The sequence below is a fragment of the Mongoliibacter ruber genome (assembly GCF_003003005.1).
Taxonomy (GTDB): domain Bacteria; phylum Bacteroidota; class Bacteroidia; order Cytophagales; family Cyclobacteriaceae; genus Mongoliibacter; species Mongoliibacter ruber.
Genome location: NZ_PVTR01000016.1, coordinates 59,097 through 76,832, shown reverse-complemented (window position 1 = coordinate 76,832; position 17,736 = coordinate 59,097). Strand labels below are relative to the sequence as shown.

Here is a 17,736-nt window from a genome sequence, read left to right as displayed (position 1 = left end):
CCTTCAGCAGGCAGATACACGATTCATCAATTCGTCAATTCGTCAGTTCATCGATTTCACAATTACTCAGCCCTACAACCTACCACAAACTCAACTTTTAACATTTTTAACATTTAACGATTCACCTCTAAGGCATCAGTTGATCAATCCTACCTTCAGCAGGCAGATACACTATTCATCAATTCGTCAGTTCGTCAGTTCATCGATTTCACAATTACTCAGCCCTACAACCTACCACAAACTCAACCTTTAACATTTTCAACTTTTAACCTTTAACGATTTGACTTTTGGGTATCAGTTACACAATCTATCAGTTTTTTGCAAATACCAATTGCCCCATTTACCTTCACATTATGATTAAACTGATAGAATGTCCACGCGATGCCATGCAGGGAAGGGCGGAATTTATAGATACTGCCATCAAAGCTGCCTATATAGATCAATTGATGCGTGTGGGATTTGACACCATCGATTTTGGAAGTTTTGTAAGCCCAAAGGCTATCCCCCAAATGCGGGATACCGCAGAAGTGCTTTCGCTCTTGGATATGTTTAAATCCAAGTCAAAGCTACTCGCCATCGTCGCCAATACCAGAGGGGCTGAAGATGCTCTACATTTTGAGGAGATTGATTACCTCGGTTTTCCGCTGTCCGTCTCCGAGACATTTCAACAAAGAAACACCAATAAGTCCATTGCTGAAGCCCTTCAAAGTGTAGAGGAAATCCAAAACAAATGTGAAGTGGCGGGCAAAACTTTGGTCACTTACCTGAGTATGGGATTTGGGAATCCTTATGGAGATCCCTTCTCTCCCGAGTTGATTGCTGATTTTGTGGGAAAATTAGACCAACTTGACATCAAGGTCATCTCCTTTGCAGATACAATAGGCAGTGCTGAACCAAGTTTGATCCGATCACTTTTTGAGATCAATGCAGCCGAATACCCTGAAATAGAGTTTGGCCTACACCTTCATACCCATCCAAATGACCTAGTGCCAAAAATTGAAGCAGCACTCCAGGCGGGTTGTGCGCGATTTGATGGTGCACTAAAGGGTTTTGGTGGTTGTCCTATGGCCAAGGACGATTTGGTGGGCAATGTTGCCACCGAAAACCTCATTCAGATTTTGGAAAGCAAAGGTCATGATTTAGGCTTGGATAAAACCAACCTTGATGAAGCGATGAAACTGGCCAATGTGGTTTTTCTGTGATTTAATAAATATTTAGACCGTTAAAAGGATTACTTAATTCCTATACGTATAAAAGTTTACTTTTGGTGGAAATCAAAAGCGCATGGGGACTAATTCGAAGTTGGCAGTACAGACAAGGATAAACAGGAGAATTCACAAATGGATAAGCATTCCGTTTGTGATTTTCTTGGTTTTGATCGGTATCACTGCTATCCTTTTGGCTTGGAAAAAGGAATTGGGCTTGATCCCCAAGACCCAATCCTCCAAAGTAGAAAATCCCATGGCTTGGATTCAGGTTGAAAGTATCCTGGATATTGCAAAAAGCTATGCAACGGATAGCTTGCAGAAGGATTCAAGCATAGACAGACTGGATTTTAGACCGGATAAAGGAATCGTAAAGGTTATTTTCAAACATCATTTTTCTGAGTTGCAGATTGATGGCTATTCAGGGGAAATACTATCAGTGAGCGTAAGAAATTCTGACCTCGTTGAAAAAATCCACGATGGCAGTATTCTGGATTATTTGATTCAAAGTTCCTCCGAAAATAGCAAACTCCTGTACACAACTTTGACCTCTTTGGTACTGATTGTACTTTGTGTTTCGGGTTTTTACCTTTGGTATAATCCAAAAAGGATGAAAAACCGGAAATACAAAAGTTTATCCAAAGCCGAATCAGTTTGATTTAGTCATCTACTTTTTATATTTGTTCTAGGCTGTACAACCCGTAAATATGGAAGAAGAGATTTTTGACTTTTGGAAGTTTTTGGCAGGCATTGGTGTTTTTCTATGGGGAATGCATCAGTTAGAGACATCTATCAAGGAGCTTGGCGGTAAGTCATTTAGGAACCTGTTACAAAAATCAACCAATACTGCACTGAAAGGAATATTGGTTGGAGCCCTGATCACAGCTGTTTTACAGAGCAGTTCCTTGGTCACATTGATGGTACTGGCCTTTTTAGGTGCGGGTGTAATTTCCCTGAAAAATTCCATAGGTGTAATTCTGGGCGCCAATTTGGGTACTACAATTACAGCATGGATTGTGGCCACTTTAGGGTTCAAACTAAGTGTAGCTGGTTTTGCCATGCCCTTTCTGGGGCTTGGAAGTCTCCTTTATATTTTCAGTTCAAGCCGACCTTTTTTGAAAAATCTAGGAGCTTTTGCCGTAGGCTTTGGATTGTTGTTTTTGGGTTTGGACTTCATGAAAACAGCCATTGAAGCTGTGGCAGATCAAATAGATCTGAGTACTTTTCAAGCATATGGGCTGTGGGTGTATTTGTTGATTGGCATAGTAGTCACTGCCTTGATTCAATCAAGTTCAGCCATGGTTGTGATCATATTATCCTCGATCAACGCTGGGGTAATCGGTCTTATAGAAGGTGCCGTTTTGATTATTGGTGCCAATATCGGGACCACAATCACTGTAGCCATAGGTTCATTAGGTGGTTCAGCGGACAAGAAGAGACTTGCCTTGGCACATACCCTATTCAATGTCATTACAGGTCTTTTGATTTTTATATTCATAGAACCTTTGGTTGACTATACCATGCATCTGTTTGACATCCAAGACCCTTTGATGGAATTGGTATTGTTGAATACATTGATCAATCTGATCGGGATTGTTTTGTTTTTCCCTTTCATTCCCAGGCTAGAAAAATGGCTTCAGCACAGGTTTAAGTCCTCTGAACCTATAGGTTTTTCCAAATTTATCAAAAATGTCAGTCCAAAAGTCCCCGAAGTAGCTATAGCGGCTTTAGAAAAAGACATGCAATATGCCTTTGAGCGGACTATTTCATTTTTGACAAGTGTATGGAAGGAAAGCGATGAAGAGAAAAAACAAATATCTGTATGGCGTAGAATCCTCCAGCAGCCGAAGGACTTGATGGAGCAATACAAACAGATAAAGGCTTTGGAGGATGAACTTACCAGTTACCACATCGACTTGCAGGAAGAAAACCTAAGCATTGAAGATGCAGAAAGACTGACTTCATTAATGTTGACCTTGCGTACCCTTGTATATGCCTCGAAAGATCTAAAGGACGTCATGCACAACATCAAGGAAATGGAAGATAAAGAAGATAACTTGACCAAAAAGTATTATCATCATTTGAAGCAGTATACTTTTGAATATTTGAAAGAAATCAAAACCTACCTTCAGGCCGAATCGATTGAAGGAGCACAACCTGATTGGATAGCAAAGAATGCGCGAAAATACGATTATTGGATCGTGAACCTGTATCAAGAGTACAAGAACCACACACAGGAATTCCCCATTTCTACTATGACGAACGTCTTGAAGCAAGTTATATCAAGTTTGGACAACCTTGGTAGCGCTTCTATTCATTTCAAAACAAAAACAAGAATAGTAATTGACAAAGAATAAAAAAGCTACCTGAAAAAATCAGGTAGCTTAGGCAAATCAAGGGTGATTAGACAACCTTATCTTTAAGGGTTATCCCTTTTTTAGTTTTTAAACAGATCCCACATCAGTAAATGCTTGAGATCTACAATACAATTCTATTTTTGATACTCATCTACTCCATTTATGTCTTATCCTGAACCACTATTTTCCAGAAATCTCCTTTGCACTTCGATTTCTATCTAAATATATGGTTATGAAGTATCTAAGATATGAAATTTTAATTCACTTTCACACTTAATACTGGAAGATCGGACTTAAATAATACAGTATCTGTTACCCCTACCAAGTAAGAATTTTTACCTTTTCTATTGGTTGAAGCTATCCCTATGAATCCCATTTTATGGCTATCTGCAAAATCCACGATACCGTTTTCTGTTTCCTTGTGGTTGTAGATATGTTTGTGGATCACCAGGTCTTCAAATCCTTTTGCGTATTTATCCATTTTCTTTTGTGCATCAGACGAATTGGTAAACTCTGACGGTGTATTGACATAGAGAAAATGAACGGAGGTTTTGAAGTCTTTCAGTACAGCTTTCATTTTGGTAAAAGCGGGTCTTGAATCTTCGTCAAACATAGAGGCAAAAGCCATTTTTCTCATCGCATTGCCATCCATCGCATTTTTTACTGCCAGGACTGGGCAATTAGCATCTCTGAGAACTTTTTGAAGATTGGAACCCAGAAACTTCTCCTTGGTATGCTCTTTACCATAGGCGCCGATGACAATCAGATCAGCTTTATGGCTTTCCGCTACATTCAATATAACATTGAAGGGAAAACCCACATCTACAAACATTTCTACAGGCACACCTCCCAGCTTGTGATCCAGCACAAAAGCTTTGAGTTTATCCTTTGCTTCTGCAACTGCATCAATGATGTTTTGATTTTCGTTTTTCTTTTTCTCACTGAGTTTATCCCAGTCCAAACTGGAGCCCACCACATTAATACAAGTAATACTGCTATTGGTCTTTTCTGCTATCTTAAGGGCTGTCAAAAAGGCATTTTCTGAATATTTCGAGAAATCTACCGGAACGATAATTCTTTTCATGGCTTTAGTTATTTGGTTATCAGTTGCTCAAAAGTCTGAAATTTTGCGTACTTAAACCCTGATAAAAATCAGTTAAAAACTTGATAATTATCCCCTTAATTTCGAATTATGGGAGGTAGTTTTGGGTTCATTCAAAGACAATCAGCTATGGAAATCAAAGGAAAATATGCCATTATCACCGGAGGAGCAGGAGGTATTGGAGAAGCCACTGCCAAGAGATTTTTGGAAGAAGGAGCAGCGGGAATCTTATTGGTGGATTTGAATAAAGAAAACCTAAGAAGGGTAAGCCAAGAGCTCACAGATGAAAGGGTAATTACATTTGCCGCAGATATCAGTAAATCAGAAGAGGTGAAAGCCTACACTGATTATGCGAAAGAAAAATTCGGACAAATAGATATACTCTTTTTAAATGCAGGTTACGAAGGTGTGGTCAAGCCACTGACTGAATACCCCGAGGATATATTTGATCAGGTCCTTGCAGTCAATGTAAAGGGTGTATGGTTGGGAATGAAATATGGCTTCCCTCACTTGCAAAATAGCGGAGGAGGATCCGTTATCATCACTTCATCCGTGGCAGGTCTAAGAGGCACAGCTCAGATGATGGCTTATACCAGCAGCAAGCATGCCACTATAGGTGCGATGAAAGTGGCAGCCTTGGAAGGTGCCCCTCATAAGATTCGCGTTAATTCTATCCACCCATCACCGGTAGACAATAGGATGATGCGCTCATTGGAAGAGGGTTTTGCCCCTGGAGCTGGAGCTGAAGTAAAATCAGGATTTGAAAAAATGATACCATTGGGCAGGTATGCCAAAAATGAAGAAATAGCCGACTTGGCTTTATTCCTGGCATCTGACAGGAGCCGCTTCATTACAGGTGCTGTCCACGTGATTGATGGAGGATTTTGTGTTTAATTAATAGGTTTGGTGTACAAAAAAGGGTCGGATGCGTATTCGGCCCTTTTTCTTTGTAACTTATATCACTAAATTGGCCATAAAGACGCAATATTTTTATAAAAAAATCACTAATGGAATTAGAAGTACTCAAACAAAAATTACCCAATATATCAGACCCATCTCTTTTACAGGCACTTTTGAAGGAAGGTGCCATGCTTGAATTTCCTGCGGGAAAAGTGATCACAGAACCTGGTAAATTTATCAAAATGGTGCCTATCATTTTGGAAGGTTCCATCAAAATTCTCCGAGTAGATGAAGACGGGAAAGAGCTTTTTCTGTATTACCTTGAACCTGGCGAGACTTGTGCCCTGTCACTCACTTGTTGCTCGGCTAGTAGACCTAGTGAAATCAAAGCCGTGACTGAAGAGCCTACCGTACTTTTGGGTGTTCCTATCCAAAAGCATGAGGAGTGGATGGATCAATTTAAGCAATGGAAAGATTTTGTTGCAATGACCTATCAGACACGTTTTCAGGAAATGTTGGTAGCCTTGGATGCTGTGGCGTTCAAGCGCATGGACCAAAGGTTGATGGGATATATCGTGACCAAAATGAAGCAGCACAAAACAAATGAACTGCACACTACCCATCAGGAAATAGCCACTGAACTAGGCACATCGCGGGAAGTCATCTCAAGGCTGCTAAAACAGCTGGAAAAAAAGAAGTGGATTGAATTAGGCAGAAATATCATCTACATCAGAGATGACTTTGAGGAATTGATTAGCGCATAAAACTATGAAGCTTCTCGAAATTTGCGACTTCGAGATGAAGGAGATAAGGTTTCTGTATCGGGGTATTTATTGATCTCTGTGGAATCATTTGTTTATAGCAAAATTCCGACAATGAATAATTCGACCCCGTATGGATCTAATAAAACCCTTCCTATTCATGATATCATGAACATATAACTCCTTAGATTTCTGGCTTATTTAATTAATGATTCCATTGGATCCTTGGTCCTATGGATTTTATGGATTACAAATCCTTGGTATCACTGTTCGGGATAGCACATCCCGAACAGCTTTACAACCATTAAATATGCGCCGGCTTGATCTTGTACTTTTCTTTGAGGTCATGAACCAAACCTGTAGAGAAATCAAAAACCCAGGCATGAAGCTTTAATTTGATGCCTTTGTCATGTGCAATTTTATACACTGAGGTCTGCTTAATATTTTCAATTTGTTCTAAGACATTGAGCTCCACCAGTTTTTGAAGTCTTAAATCCTCATCTTGAATAGCGTTCAAATCACTTTCGTGGTGACGGATCACATCTTTAATATTGGCAAGCCAGTTATCAAGCATCCCATTGCTTTGATTTTCATATGCTGCTTTTACCCCACCACAGCCATAATGCCCGTAGACAATAATGTCTTTAATGCCTAAATTTTCCACTGCATACTGCATCACTGAAAGAAAGTTGAGGTCTGTGTGGGAAACTACATTGGCTATATTTCTATGAATAAACAGTTCACCCAACTCTATACCTAAGACTGTGGATGGCGATACTCTCGAATCAGAACAGCCCAAAAGCAGGGCAATAGGTTGTTGCCCTTCCTGAAGGTGAGCAAAAAACTCACTGTCGGAATCACCTAACTTCTTGGCCCAATTCTTATTGTGCTCAAGGTATTTATCTAAGTTTATTTGACACATTTTATTTATTGGTTTGGGTAGCGTAAGGAGAATACTTTTCGATGAGGCTTTGGTCTACATCTTTGTCAAAATAGGAAAGTGCGTAATTGTCATCGATAAAAATATGATCTGATCCCACGCATTCCAAAATTGCCCACCTGTTGAGGACATCCCTTACAGGTCCCTTAATACTACTCAGGCAGATGTCTATCCCGGATTTTCTCCATGTCAATATCCACTCATTCAATTCATGGGCACCGGTACTGTCTATATTGGTCACACTTTCCATGTTGAAGACGATCATTTTGACCTTATCTTCCTTTTCCTCTATCCACTTGTCAAGCTTATTTTTAATATACTCAACATTTGCGAAATAGATAGGACCGTCGATCCTCACCATCAACAAGTCTTTTCTGCTTTCCAAGTCTGAGAACCTTGCTAAATTTCTGAAAATGCTTGTACCAGGCACACGTCCTAATTGAGCCATATGTGGTTTTGAAGCGCGATAAATCACCACCAACAGTGATAATACCATACCTGCAATTATACCCGTCTCGATCCCTAAAGTCAGGGTGATCAAAAATGTGGCAATCAACATGGCAAAGTCCGATTTGTCCTTTTTCCACAAATGCAAAGGCTCTTTGTAGTCTACAAGGCCAGATACCGCAACCAATACCACAGCAGCTAGGATTGCACTCGGTAGGTTGTAGAAAAGTCCAGTGAAGAAAAGAAGCGTCAATACGATTAAAACTGCTGAAATGATTGAGGCCATGGTAGTCTTAGCTCCAGCTTCATTGTTTACAGCTGTCCTGGAAAACCCTCCAGTTACGGGATATCCTTTGAAAAAGGAAGCAGCGAAATTAGCCATGCCCAGACCTATCAATTCTTGGTTGGCATCAAGCTTATAATTCTTGTGCTTGGCTTGAATGGTTTTGGCCACCGCAAAGCTTTCAGCAAATCCTACAAGGGAGATGGTCAATGCTATTGGAAATAGACTTCTCCAAACACTCATATCAAATGAAGGTGATGAAAAAGAAGGCAATCCGCTTGGCACATCTCCCACAATTTTAACTCCCTGAGCTGTCAAGTCAAATCCTGAGACCAAGGCAATTCCTACGATCACAGCAATCAATGGTGCTGGAAAACTCTTGTGAATCTTCTTGCCATACTTGATGATAATGATACCAATAATCCCAATGCCAAAAGTGATCCAGTGGATATCGCCTATATTTTGCCAAATGGCTACAAGCATTTCCTGAATATGCTCTGAATTGGGCAGGTTGATCCTGAAAAGGTGCTTGATCTGACTTAAGCCAATGATAATAGCTGCAGCTGAGGTAAAACCATTGATCACGGGATGGGATAGGAAATTAACCACAAAACCCAAGCGCATCAAACCCATTCCAAACTGGATGAGCCCTACCAAAAATGCCAAGCTGAGGGCATAGATCAAATATTGTTCAGGAGAACTGGGATTCAAACCAGCAATCCCGGCGGCTGTAAGCAAGGACACCATAGCGACCGGACCAACAGCCAGTTGTCGTGATGTACCAAAAATCGCATAAATCAGTAATGGCACTGTCACTGCGTATAGGCCATGAATGGGTTCCAGGCCAGCCAGCATGGCATAAGCCATGCCTTGAGGTATCAACATGATGCCCACCGTCAGACCTGCAGAAAGGTCACCTTGAAGGTCTGTTTTTTTATAATTGGGTAGCCAATCCAAAATAGGCAGATAGCCTTTTAAGATTGTACTTATGCTTTTGTTCATGTGAAGTAAACTTGAATTGAAATTACTAAAAATCGGGCAGAAACTGTTACTACCCAATTACAAGAACAAAAGTCATGACTAATTGAGAGGATTTCGGTGATGTTTGTTACATGGAAACCTCTTTAATTTTCAATACATCAAATACTTATTCCGCATCTCTTTATATAGATCTAAATCAGCCTGCCAAGATGCTCTGATTTGATCTTGATTTTTTCCCGCAAGGATATCTTTACGAAGTTGATCTGTACCGGCCAACTTATCAAAGAAGTTGTTGAAAAACTTCTCCCTTTTGCCCGATACATTGTAAGCATGAAGCAGGTATTCTAGTGTAAAGCGATGATCCAAGCTCTCATTTCTAAGGTCTACACCATAACATTTCTTATCCTTTTGAGGTGGATTCTTGGACATGCCATCAATGCTTACCGGAGTAAAAGTAAAATCACCGAATTTGGGATCAGGGTAACCATATACCTGAAAAGGATATGTAGTGCCCCTACCTAATGAAACATCTGTTCCTTCAAAATAACATAGCGACGGATACAACCTGATAGACAAGTCATTTGGGAGGTTTGGAGAAGGTTTTACCTGGAGGCCATAAGGGTCAGCATGATTCCAGTTGCTTACAGGAATTATCTCAATATCAGCCTTTACTTTGTTTTTAAGCCAACCTTCACCATTGATCATTTGTGCCAACTCCCCTACTGTCAGACCATGAACCACCGGGATAGGGTGCATTCCTACAAAACTCTCAAAGCCTTTTTTCAAAACAGGGCCGTCCACATAGTCTCCATTAGGGTTAGGCCTGTCTAGAATCAGCAATGGCATGTTGTTTTCTGCACAACTCTCCATCACATAATGCATGGTGCTGATATATGTATAAAACCTAACACCAACATCCTGCAAGTCATAAATCAAAATATCTATATCACTTAAAGTCTTGGCAGAGGGTTTCTTTTGATCACCATAAAGCGAAACAATAGGAAGACCCGTCCGTTTGTCAATCTCAGAATTGACCACTTCGCCGGCATCTGCATCTCCTCTGAAACCATGTTCGGGTACAAATACTTTTACCACATCAATCCCTTCCATCATCAAAAAATCAACCAGGTGCATATTGTTTTGCGTGGTCAGAATCGAAGTTTGATTTACTACCAGGCCTACCCTTTTACCTTCCAATAAGTGTAAGTACTTTTCAGCTTGATCAGCTGCAGGAAGAATCGTTTCTTTTTCCTTTTCTATGGAATGGTCTGTCTTTTCTTCTGTATTTTTACAAAAAGCCATGCTACTGAGTAAAAAACTGAAAAGAATAATCAATTTGAATGCCTTCATACTTATTTTGCGCTAGATTTTGACCAAAATACTAAAATCCTTGAACCTTTCTTATTTCATTGCCAAAAGAATCAGTTTTAAACGTACGGGCGGTTTTACCGGAACCATTCACCGCATTGCAGTGGCATCTGTAGCCATAGGAGTTGCTGTTTCTCTGATATCTTTTATGATCTTGGGAGGATTCCAACAGGAAATTTCCGATAAGGTTTTTTCATTTACAGGCCACTTTCAGGTCATGAAATTCATGTCCAGCAATGCCTTTGAAGAAAGCCCCACTTCCAAAAATTCCGACTTTTACCAAAATTACCCTCAAAACGAATCCATCAAGCATGTACAGGTTTTTGCCCACAAACCTGGATTGCTCAAGGGAGATGATGAAGTCGAGGGGGTTTTGATGAAAGGGATAGGTCCTGATTTCGACAGCCTTTCTTTCCAGAGCTCTTTGGTAAAAGGAAGGTTTATTCAATTTAGCGACTCCTCTGCTGTCAATGAAGTGGTATTGAGTACCAAAATCGCCAATAAATTACTGCTCGATGTGGGGGATCGAGTGATCATGTATTTTGTGCAGGATCCGCCGAGGTTTAGAAGGTTGGAAATAGTAGGCTTGTATGAAACATTCTTGGAAAATTTTGATGATAAAATCATCCTTGGTGATATACAGACTATCAGAAACCTTAATGGGTGGACTGAAGATCAGGTAGGCGGTTTTGAGGTTTTTGTACAAAACCCCAACGAGTTGGATGTTATCCAAAGACCTCTATACGACAAACTGGATTATGACTTGAGGCTTATAGATATCAAAGATAAATATCTAGAGATTTTTGACTGGTTACAGTTGCTCAATAACAATGTCTACGTCTTTCTAAGTCTGATTTTGTTTGTGGCAGCCTTCAATATGGTTTCTATACTTTTTATCCTCATCATGGAAAGGACTCAAATGATAGGAATCCTTAAGGCCCTAGGCACAAAAAACAAACAGATACGAAAGATTTTTGTCTGGAATGGTGTTAGGATTATCGGGAGAGGTTTACTAATAGGGAATTCGCTCGCTTTACTATTGGGTTTTTTACAGGACAAGTTCAAATTGATGCCTCTGAATCCTGAAAATTACTACATGAGTTTTGTTCCCGTATTCTGGAATTGGCCTGTATTTATCATGATCAATATAGCTGTATTGGTGGTTACCACCTTGGTTTTGTTCATACCGGCCATGTTGATCAGCAATATCCATCCAATTAAGGCGATACGGTTTGATTAGGTTTGTATCTTCTAAAAAGACTTTTGAATTTCATATTAATGACACCTAGCACCGCTTCTCTAAAAATATGGGTGCTCATTTTAGAAGTACCCCTTGTTCTATCCGTAAAGATGATAGGGATTTCTTTGATCTTAAAGCCCAGCATCCAAGTTGTAAATTTCATTTCTATCTGGAAAGCATAACCAATAAATCTGATTTTATCCAAATCAATTGAGGACAATACTTTTCTGGAATAACATTTAAAACCTGCAGTGGCGTCTTTTATGGGCATTCCGGTGATAAACTGAACATATTTACTCGCAAAAAAAGACATCAAAACCCTTCCCATGGGCCAGTTGACCACATTGACACCTGTGATATACCTCGAACCGATTACCATATCCGTATCAGGATCAAGGCAAGCTTGGTATAGTTTGATTAGGTCTTTGGGATTATGTGAAAAATCTGCGTCCATTTCAAAAATATACTCATAACCATGAGACAAAGCATACTTGAAACCCTCAATGTAAGCGGTTCCAAGACCTAATTTTCCCGGACGTTCTTTTAAAAATAACCTTTCCGGAAAACTCTTCTGCAAGTCCTTTACAATGTCAGCAGTGCCATCCGGTGAACCATCATCGATGACTAAAAGCTCAAATTCACCTTCCAGTTCCATGATTTCCAGAACCATGTCCTGGATATTTTCCTTCTCATTGAACGTGGGTATGATGACTAATTTCTCTTTTTTCATAAAACACAAAAAACAAAAATAAGATTTCTTGACGGCAATAATAGCTTAAAGACTGCAAAATGCTAAAATTGGGGTAATATTGCTTAAAAATAAACGAGTTGATATTATGAAAATAGCGGTAATCACCTACGAAGCAAGGGGCTCTTATGCTGCTTCTTCAGTTGTAGATGAGGATTTGGTTTTAGAAGAAATATTAAATGAACTTGGGGTTGATTTCAAATTTGAAGTTTGGTCAGACAAGTCAGTTCTTTGGGAAAATTATGAGATGATTCTACTCAAATCCCCATGGGATTACTTTGACCGTTATGAAGAGTTTTTGGATTGGTGTGCGGAAATAAAAAGGCTTGGATTGCCTGTATTCAACAGTATTGATACTGTAGTTTGGAATTCTGATAAATGGTACCTCAAAGAAATTCAGGAGAAGGGATATCCGATTGTCCCTACTGTATTTGTCAAAAAATCAGAACTTCCGGATTTAGAATCAGCCTTCCTTCAATTCAACACAGACAAATTGGTATTCAAACCGACAGTAAGTGGCGGTGCCAAAAACACGATCAAGCTTTCCAAAGAAACTTGGTCTGATAAAAGAGAAGCAATTTATGACTTGGTTAGGGAAGAGGATTTTATGCTTCAGCCCTTTGTAAAGGAAATTGCAGAGGTTGGAGAATATTCATATCTCTTTTTTAATGGGCAGTATTCCCATGCAATTTTGAAAAGTGCTAAATCAGGTGATTTCCGTGTGCAACATTTTTTTGGAGGTAGCATACACAATGTAAACCCTAGCGCTGAAGAATTGGGTTATCTTCAAAAACTGGTGGATGAATTTGCCCAAAAAAGCCTTTACGCCCGCGTAGATGGAGTTTGGATAGAAGGTATCTTCTACTTGATGGAGTTGGAGTTGATAGAACCCTATTTGTTCCTGTTTACCTCAGATGCCGCACGCGAGAATTACAAAAAAGCATTGAAAGAGGTAATTATTGGACCCAAATAATTAAGGTTCTAGGACCTTTACTCGTATCATTGATGAACAGTGCACTCGCCTTGCTAAGGTGTGATTGATTAACTGATGCCTTAGATGTGAATCTTTAAAATTGTTAAAAGTTAAAAATGTTAAATTGTTAAAGGTTGGGTGGATTGTGTCTGTTTGGAGTTTGAAGATCCTACTGAGCTAAATAGGATAGACCTTCAATGCAAAGTTACCCTCATTCTACAATCTAAAATTGTGTTACTGATACCCAAAAGTCAAATCGTTAAAGGTTAAAAGTTGAGTTTGTGGTAGGTTGTAGGGCTGAGTAATTGTGAAATCGATGAACTGACGAACTGATGAATTGATGAATCGTGTATCTGCCTGCTGAAGGTAGGATTGATCAACTGATACCTTAGAGGTGAATCGTTAAAAGTTAAAATCGTTAAAGGTTGGGCGGGGTTGTGTCTGTTTGGAGTTTGAAGATCCTTCTGAGCTGTAAGCTCAAGACTCATAAATCTGAAGGCGCAACCTTCGGACAAGGCACCACCCTTAACAATAATGGATACTATAGTCCCTACTTAAAATAAAGAGAACCTCATTTCTATTAAGTTCTAAACCCTATTTCTACTGTATTTCTATCGTATTTCCACTTTATTATCTCATATTTCTACCGTATTTCCACCTTATTTCTATTCTATATTCCCTTCCTCCCATCAACATTTCTCCAGCCACATTTTGGCATACCAACTTCCTTTTGCGGCAGCATCACGAAGGTCTTTACAGGCTGATGGATCATTGATGTTGAGCTTTGCTGTACCCCTTCTGGCTAAGGCCTCAACATGATCGGGTTTGACTTGCAATACTTCATCAAAGTCCTCCACAGCCCATGAAGAATAGCCAATAAGCATTCTAAGGACACCCCTGTTATATTTGGCGGCAAGATTATCCGGGTCGTACTTTAAACTCATATTGAATGAGCCTGCAGCTCCCAGCAGATCTCCAATTTGGGACCTGGCCATACCTTGATAGTAGTGGACACGCGCATCTTCAGGCTCTAGCTCCTTGGCGATCTGCAAAAATTCATCTGCTTGGTTATAACGCTTGTTTTTGATCAAAGACCTTCCCAACAAAAAAACTATCTCAAAATCCTCCGGATCGTATTGGGCGGCTCTTAACAGATATATTTCAGCATTTCTATAATCCTGAATTTTCCAATGCAGTTTACCGATTCCCGCATATGCCTGAGCGTATTTTGGATTAAGTTTCAATATTGACTCATAATCTTTTTTGGCACTCACAAAATCCTCTATCTCTTCATAAGACCTGGCACGCATATGCAAAGCCTTTACATCAGTGACATTCAAGAAAAGGGCTCTGGAAAACTGGGTAACTGCTTTTTCATATTCTTGCTGCTGAAAGTAATACTCCCCTTCAGTGTATGAACCAAAACAGGAACCCATTGTGATCAAAAGGAAAATCGGAATAATATACCTCATTAGTTATCAAAGCTTTATTCAAAACTAACTAAATAAAAGTAAAAAAGTTAGTCAATTTTCCTTTTTGTGAATGGCGGTAACAATCCAATAGGAAAAGTCCGCTCGTATTTATCACTAAACCAAAAAGATTTATGTCATGATCAAAAGAATATTACTCGGAGCAATTTTCTTATTGACCTTTTTGATTGGCGTCTTAGCCGTCCATATTTATATGGTGACTCAGCCAAAAAAAGGTGCTGTCCCATCCCTCACCATGAGTAGAATTGATTTTTCTGAATCCCTTGAGCCTGAAGAAGGTAAAGAAATCATCTCAATCCTCGACCAAGTAGAAGGCATCAAAGATGTAAGGGTAAATTTTTCAAATGGCCATATCATTTGTTTGTATGACCGAAAAGCACAATCGCCTCATGACATAGTAGCCATACTAAACCAAGAATTTAAACATCAAGCCAGTCTTTACCAGCCCTCTGATGAGATGTTGGCACAAAGTTGCCCAGCAATAGACAAGGGCTCCTTGACCTATAAACTTGGTGCCTTTTTCCAAAAATCTTTCCAAAATTAATCTTTAACCAAACTACACAATTATGAAAAAGATGAATGCTTGGCTTTTTGCCGCTTTGATTCTTGTCACGGCGGGACTCAGTTCCTGCAAAGAAGATGAGATGCCGACTCCCCCGGTGACGGAAGAACCTGATGACTCCTTCTATGCTACCCAATTAGGTGGTGAGACAATGGTTCAGGATCCTTTAAATCAAAGCCAAATGATAGAACAAGGTTTCCTTAACTTGCGAACTGTTGTCATCAACACTGTAACGACAATTGCTACCAATGAAGGGGGAACTTACGATGCGCTTCAACCCTATTTTTCAGTGTTATTGGCTGAAGTAGGCAGGGATGAAACATCAGGTTTGAACATGCTTGTGATGGATTTTTCTGAATTTCTAGCGGAAGCTACTGGGGCCAAAAATTTCCAATATACTGGATTGGATATGGAAGCAGCACATGATCCTTCCAGAAATTCTCGGATGAATGGATTAATCAATAATGCGGACTACGATTTGTTTATCCAAGCTGTGGTGGAAGGTGCTGCACAAGCTGGGATTACTTCAAATGAGGTATTAGGGCCTGTGGGAGACTTGCTGGAATCAGTAAGAGGACCGATTGTGCAAAGAGCCGATGGGGATGCACTGGATTTGTATACTCGCTTGGGAGGTTCTGGCTTGGTCCCAGATCCTGACAATGAAGGCGAGCTGATTGAAGCTGGCTACATCCCTCTAAGAGCTGTAGTAACGGAAACAGTCTTGGTGATCGCTACCAATGAAGGTGGTACTTATGAAGACTTATTGCCTTATTTTTCAGTGCTGTTGGCAGAAGTTGGCGCAAATGATTTATCTGGATTTGCGGCACTGGTAGGTGATTTCAGTGATTTTTTGGCGGCAAATATTGGTTCCCAAAATATTGAATACACGGGGTTGAATATGGTTGACGCACATAATCCAGAGGTCAATTCAAGAATGACTGGATTAATCACTGAAGCTGATTATGACCTTTTTGTGAGTGCTGTAGTAGAAGCCGCTATGAACTTAAATGTTCCAGAATCAGTCATCAACGAGTTTGGTGGATTATTGCTTAGCGAAGGATTAAGAAGTGCTGTAGTACAAGGATAAGTTTTATGATTTTCAGAAAAAAAGAGGCTGATTCGTTTGAATCAACCTCTTTTTATTTGAAAGTAAAACATAGCTAAATAAACTCTTTATCATTAGCTATATCGCTAGATCTGGGTTTAATTATATCCCAATATCAATGAGTTTCCCTTAGAAAAGGACGAATCTCAAGGAAATACATGCTAATGCTAATTTTACAATACCCCTTTTGTACTCGGTAATTGATTGAGCGCATTCAGGTCTCTTTTCACTGCCATTTTAATAGCTCTTGCCAATCCTTTAAAGATTGCTTCTATCTTGTGATGCTCATTGTTTCCTTCAGCCTTGATATTCAAATTACATTTGGCTGTATCACTGAATGATTTGAAGAAGTGAAAAAACATTTCAGTAGGCATGTCTCCTATCTTTTCGCGTTTAAATTCGGCTTCCCAAACCATCCAAGGTCTTCCTCCAAAATCAATTGCTACCTGCGCCAAGACGTCGTCCATAGGAAGTAAAAACCCATATCGAGAAATCCCCTTTTTATCTCCTAGCGCTTTCAAATACGCTTCACCCAAGGCTAATGCAGTGTCTTCTATGGTATGATGTTCATCTATGTGTAAGTCTCCTTTTACTTCTATCACCAAGTCCACTCCTCCATGTTTGCCCAATTGCTCCAGCATATGGTCAAAAAATGGTAAACCTGTGTAAATTTCACATTTGCCCGTACCATCAAGGTTCACGATAATATGGATATCCGTTTCTGATGTTTTCCTCCTTACCTCACCTATCCTTTCTGGCATTTTGAGACGCTCAAATATTTCGTCCCAATCTTTGGTGCAGAGATCTGCCTCTGGAATCGCATCTCCAATAAAGATAGATTTACAACCCAAATTTTTTGCGAGTTGAACATCTGTTTTCCTATCTCCAATTACATAAGAATTGGCCATGTCATATTCAGGGCTAAGATATCCTTTAAGCATGTCTATCCCCGGCTTTCTCGTGGGTAGGTTCTCATGTTCAAAAGACTTGTCTATATGAATTGCTGAAAAGATAATCCCTTCATTCTCCATCGTTTTAAGCATCTTGTACTGAGCAGGCCAAAAATCAGCTTCAGGAAAAGAATCCGTCCCAAGACCATCTTGATTCGTTACCATTACCAGCTCATAATCAGTATCTTCAGCTATCTTCCGTAAATTAGAAATTGCTTTGGGAACAAACTCCAGTTTCTCCAAGCTGTCCACTTGAAAATCTGTAGGTGGCTCTTTGATAATGGTGCCATCTCTATCTATAAACAGTACTTTTTTCATCAAAAT

At 39.7% G+C, this 17,736-nt stretch carries 16 protein-coding genes; 9 read left to right on the top strand and 7 right to left on the bottom strand.

Going from position 1 to position 17,736, the window contains the following annotated elements:
• Positions 1-353: 353 nt before the first annotated feature.
• From CLW00_RS19420 to CLW00_RS19410, 3 genes are all read left to right on the top strand, one after another.
• Positions 354-1,202, top strand: coding sequence for a hydroxymethylglutaryl-CoA lyase (locus CLW00_RS19420; protein ID WP_106135379.1), 849 nt, complete (start codon positions 354-356; stop codon positions 1,200-1,202).
• An 82-nt stretch (positions 1,203-1,284) separates the two neighbouring features.
• A complete protein-coding gene (locus CLW00_RS19415) occupies positions 1,285-1,863 on the top strand; it encodes a PepSY-associated TM helix domain-containing protein (protein ID WP_106135371.1) in 579 nt (192 codons plus the stop codon).
• A 49-nt stretch (positions 1,864-1,912) separates the two neighbouring features.
• Positions 1,913-3,562: a Na/Pi cotransporter family protein gene (locus tag CLW00_RS19410; protein WP_106135370.1), complete on the top strand. Its 1,650-nt coding sequence runs from the start codon at positions 1,913-1,915 to the stop codon at positions 3,560-3,562.
• 256 nt (positions 3,563-3,818) lie between these two features.
• Here the strand turns inward: CLW00_RS19410 and CLW00_RS19405 are convergent, their stop codons facing one another.
• Positions 3,819-4,646, bottom strand: a complete 828-nt coding sequence (locus CLW00_RS19405) for a universal stress protein (protein WP_106135369.1) — start codon at positions 4,644-4,646, stop codon at positions 3,819-3,821.
• Between the two features lie 147 nt (positions 4,647-4,793).
• Between CLW00_RS19405 and CLW00_RS19400 the strand changes: the two genes are divergently transcribed.
• The gene (locus CLW00_RS19400; protein ID WP_106135378.1) at positions 4,794-5,558 is read left to right on the top strand and encodes an SDR family NAD(P)-dependent oxidoreductase; all 765 of its coding nucleotides are present in this window, start codon (positions 4,794-4,796) and stop codon (positions 5,556-5,558) included.
• Positions 5,559-5,671: 113 nt separating this feature from the next.
• On the top strand, positions 5,672-6,328 hold the full coding sequence (locus CLW00_RS19395; protein ID WP_106135368.1) for a Crp/Fnr family transcriptional regulator: 657 nt from the start codon (positions 5,672-5,674) through the stop codon (positions 6,326-6,328).
• Positions 6,329-6,629: 301 nt separating this feature from the next.
• Here the strand turns inward: CLW00_RS19395 and CLW00_RS19390 are convergent, their stop codons facing one another.
• From CLW00_RS19390 to CLW00_RS19380, 3 genes are all read right to left on the bottom strand, one after another.
• Positions 6,630-7,247, bottom strand: coding sequence for a carbonic anhydrase (locus CLW00_RS19390; protein WP_106135367.1), 618 nt, complete (start codon positions 7,245-7,247; stop codon positions 6,630-6,632).
• Between the two features lies 1 nt (position 7,248).
• Entirely contained in the window at positions 7,249-8,997 is a 1,749-nt protein-coding gene (locus CLW00_RS19385) for a SulP family inorganic anion transporter (RefSeq protein ID WP_106135366.1), read from the bottom strand.
• A 129-nt stretch (positions 8,998-9,126) separates the two neighbouring features.
• Entirely contained in the window at positions 9,127-10,326 is a 1,200-nt protein-coding gene (locus CLW00_RS19380) for an exo-beta-N-acetylmuramidase NamZ family protein (RefSeq protein WP_106135365.1), read from the bottom strand.
• Between the two features lie 40 nt (positions 10,327-10,366).
• Between CLW00_RS19380 and CLW00_RS19375 the strand changes: the two genes are divergently transcribed.
• Entirely contained in the window at positions 10,367-11,584 is a 1,218-nt protein-coding gene (locus CLW00_RS19375) for an ABC transporter permease (protein WP_106135377.1), read from the top strand.
• Here the strand turns inward: CLW00_RS19375 and CLW00_RS19370 are convergent.
• Positions 11,562-12,314 (bottom strand): polyprenol monophosphomannose synthase, encoded by a 753-nt coding sequence (locus CLW00_RS19370; protein ID WP_106135364.1) that lies wholly within the window; start codon positions 12,312-12,314, stop codon positions 11,562-11,564. The two genes, CLW00_RS19375 and CLW00_RS19370, sit on opposite strands and share 23 nt — an antisense overlap.
• Before the next feature lie 106 nt (positions 12,315-12,420).
• Here CLW00_RS19370 and CLW00_RS19365 point away from each other — a divergent pair, with 106 nt between their 5' ends.
• Positions 12,421-13,305 (top strand): ATP-grasp domain-containing protein, encoded by an 885-nt coding sequence (locus CLW00_RS19365; RefSeq protein ID WP_106135363.1) that lies wholly within the window; start codon positions 12,421-12,423, stop codon positions 13,303-13,305.
• A 689-nt stretch (positions 13,306-13,994) separates the two neighbouring features.
• On the opposite strand, the gene CLW00_RS19360 is transcribed toward CLW00_RS19365, so the two are convergent.
• Positions 13,995-14,777: a tetratricopeptide repeat protein gene (locus CLW00_RS19360; protein ID WP_106135362.1), complete on the bottom strand. Its 783-nt coding sequence runs from the start codon at positions 14,775-14,777 to the stop codon at positions 13,995-13,997.
• A gap of 136 nt (positions 14,778-14,913) precedes the next feature.
• Between CLW00_RS19360 and CLW00_RS19355 the strand changes: the two genes are divergently transcribed.
• Positions 14,914-15,339 (top strand): hypothetical protein, encoded by a 426-nt coding sequence (locus tag CLW00_RS19355; RefSeq protein ID WP_106135361.1) that lies wholly within the window; start codon positions 14,914-14,916, stop codon positions 15,337-15,339.
• A gap of 22 nt (positions 15,340-15,361) precedes the next feature.
• Positions 15,362-16,444 carry a globin family protein gene (locus tag CLW00_RS19350; protein WP_106135360.1) on the top strand — a complete coding sequence of 361 codons (1,083 nt, stop codon included), beginning with the start codon at positions 15,362-15,364 and terminating at the stop codon, positions 16,442-16,444.
• 191 nt (positions 16,445-16,635) lie between these two features.
• Here CLW00_RS19350 and hisB read toward each other — a convergent pair whose 3' ends face one another.
• Positions 16,636-17,730, bottom strand: coding sequence for a bifunctional histidinol-phosphatase/imidazoleglycerol-phosphate dehydratase HisB (gene hisB / locus CLW00_RS19345; RefSeq protein WP_106135359.1), 1,095 nt, complete (start codon positions 17,728-17,730; stop codon positions 16,636-16,638).
• Positions 17,731-17,736 lie beyond the last annotated feature (6 nt).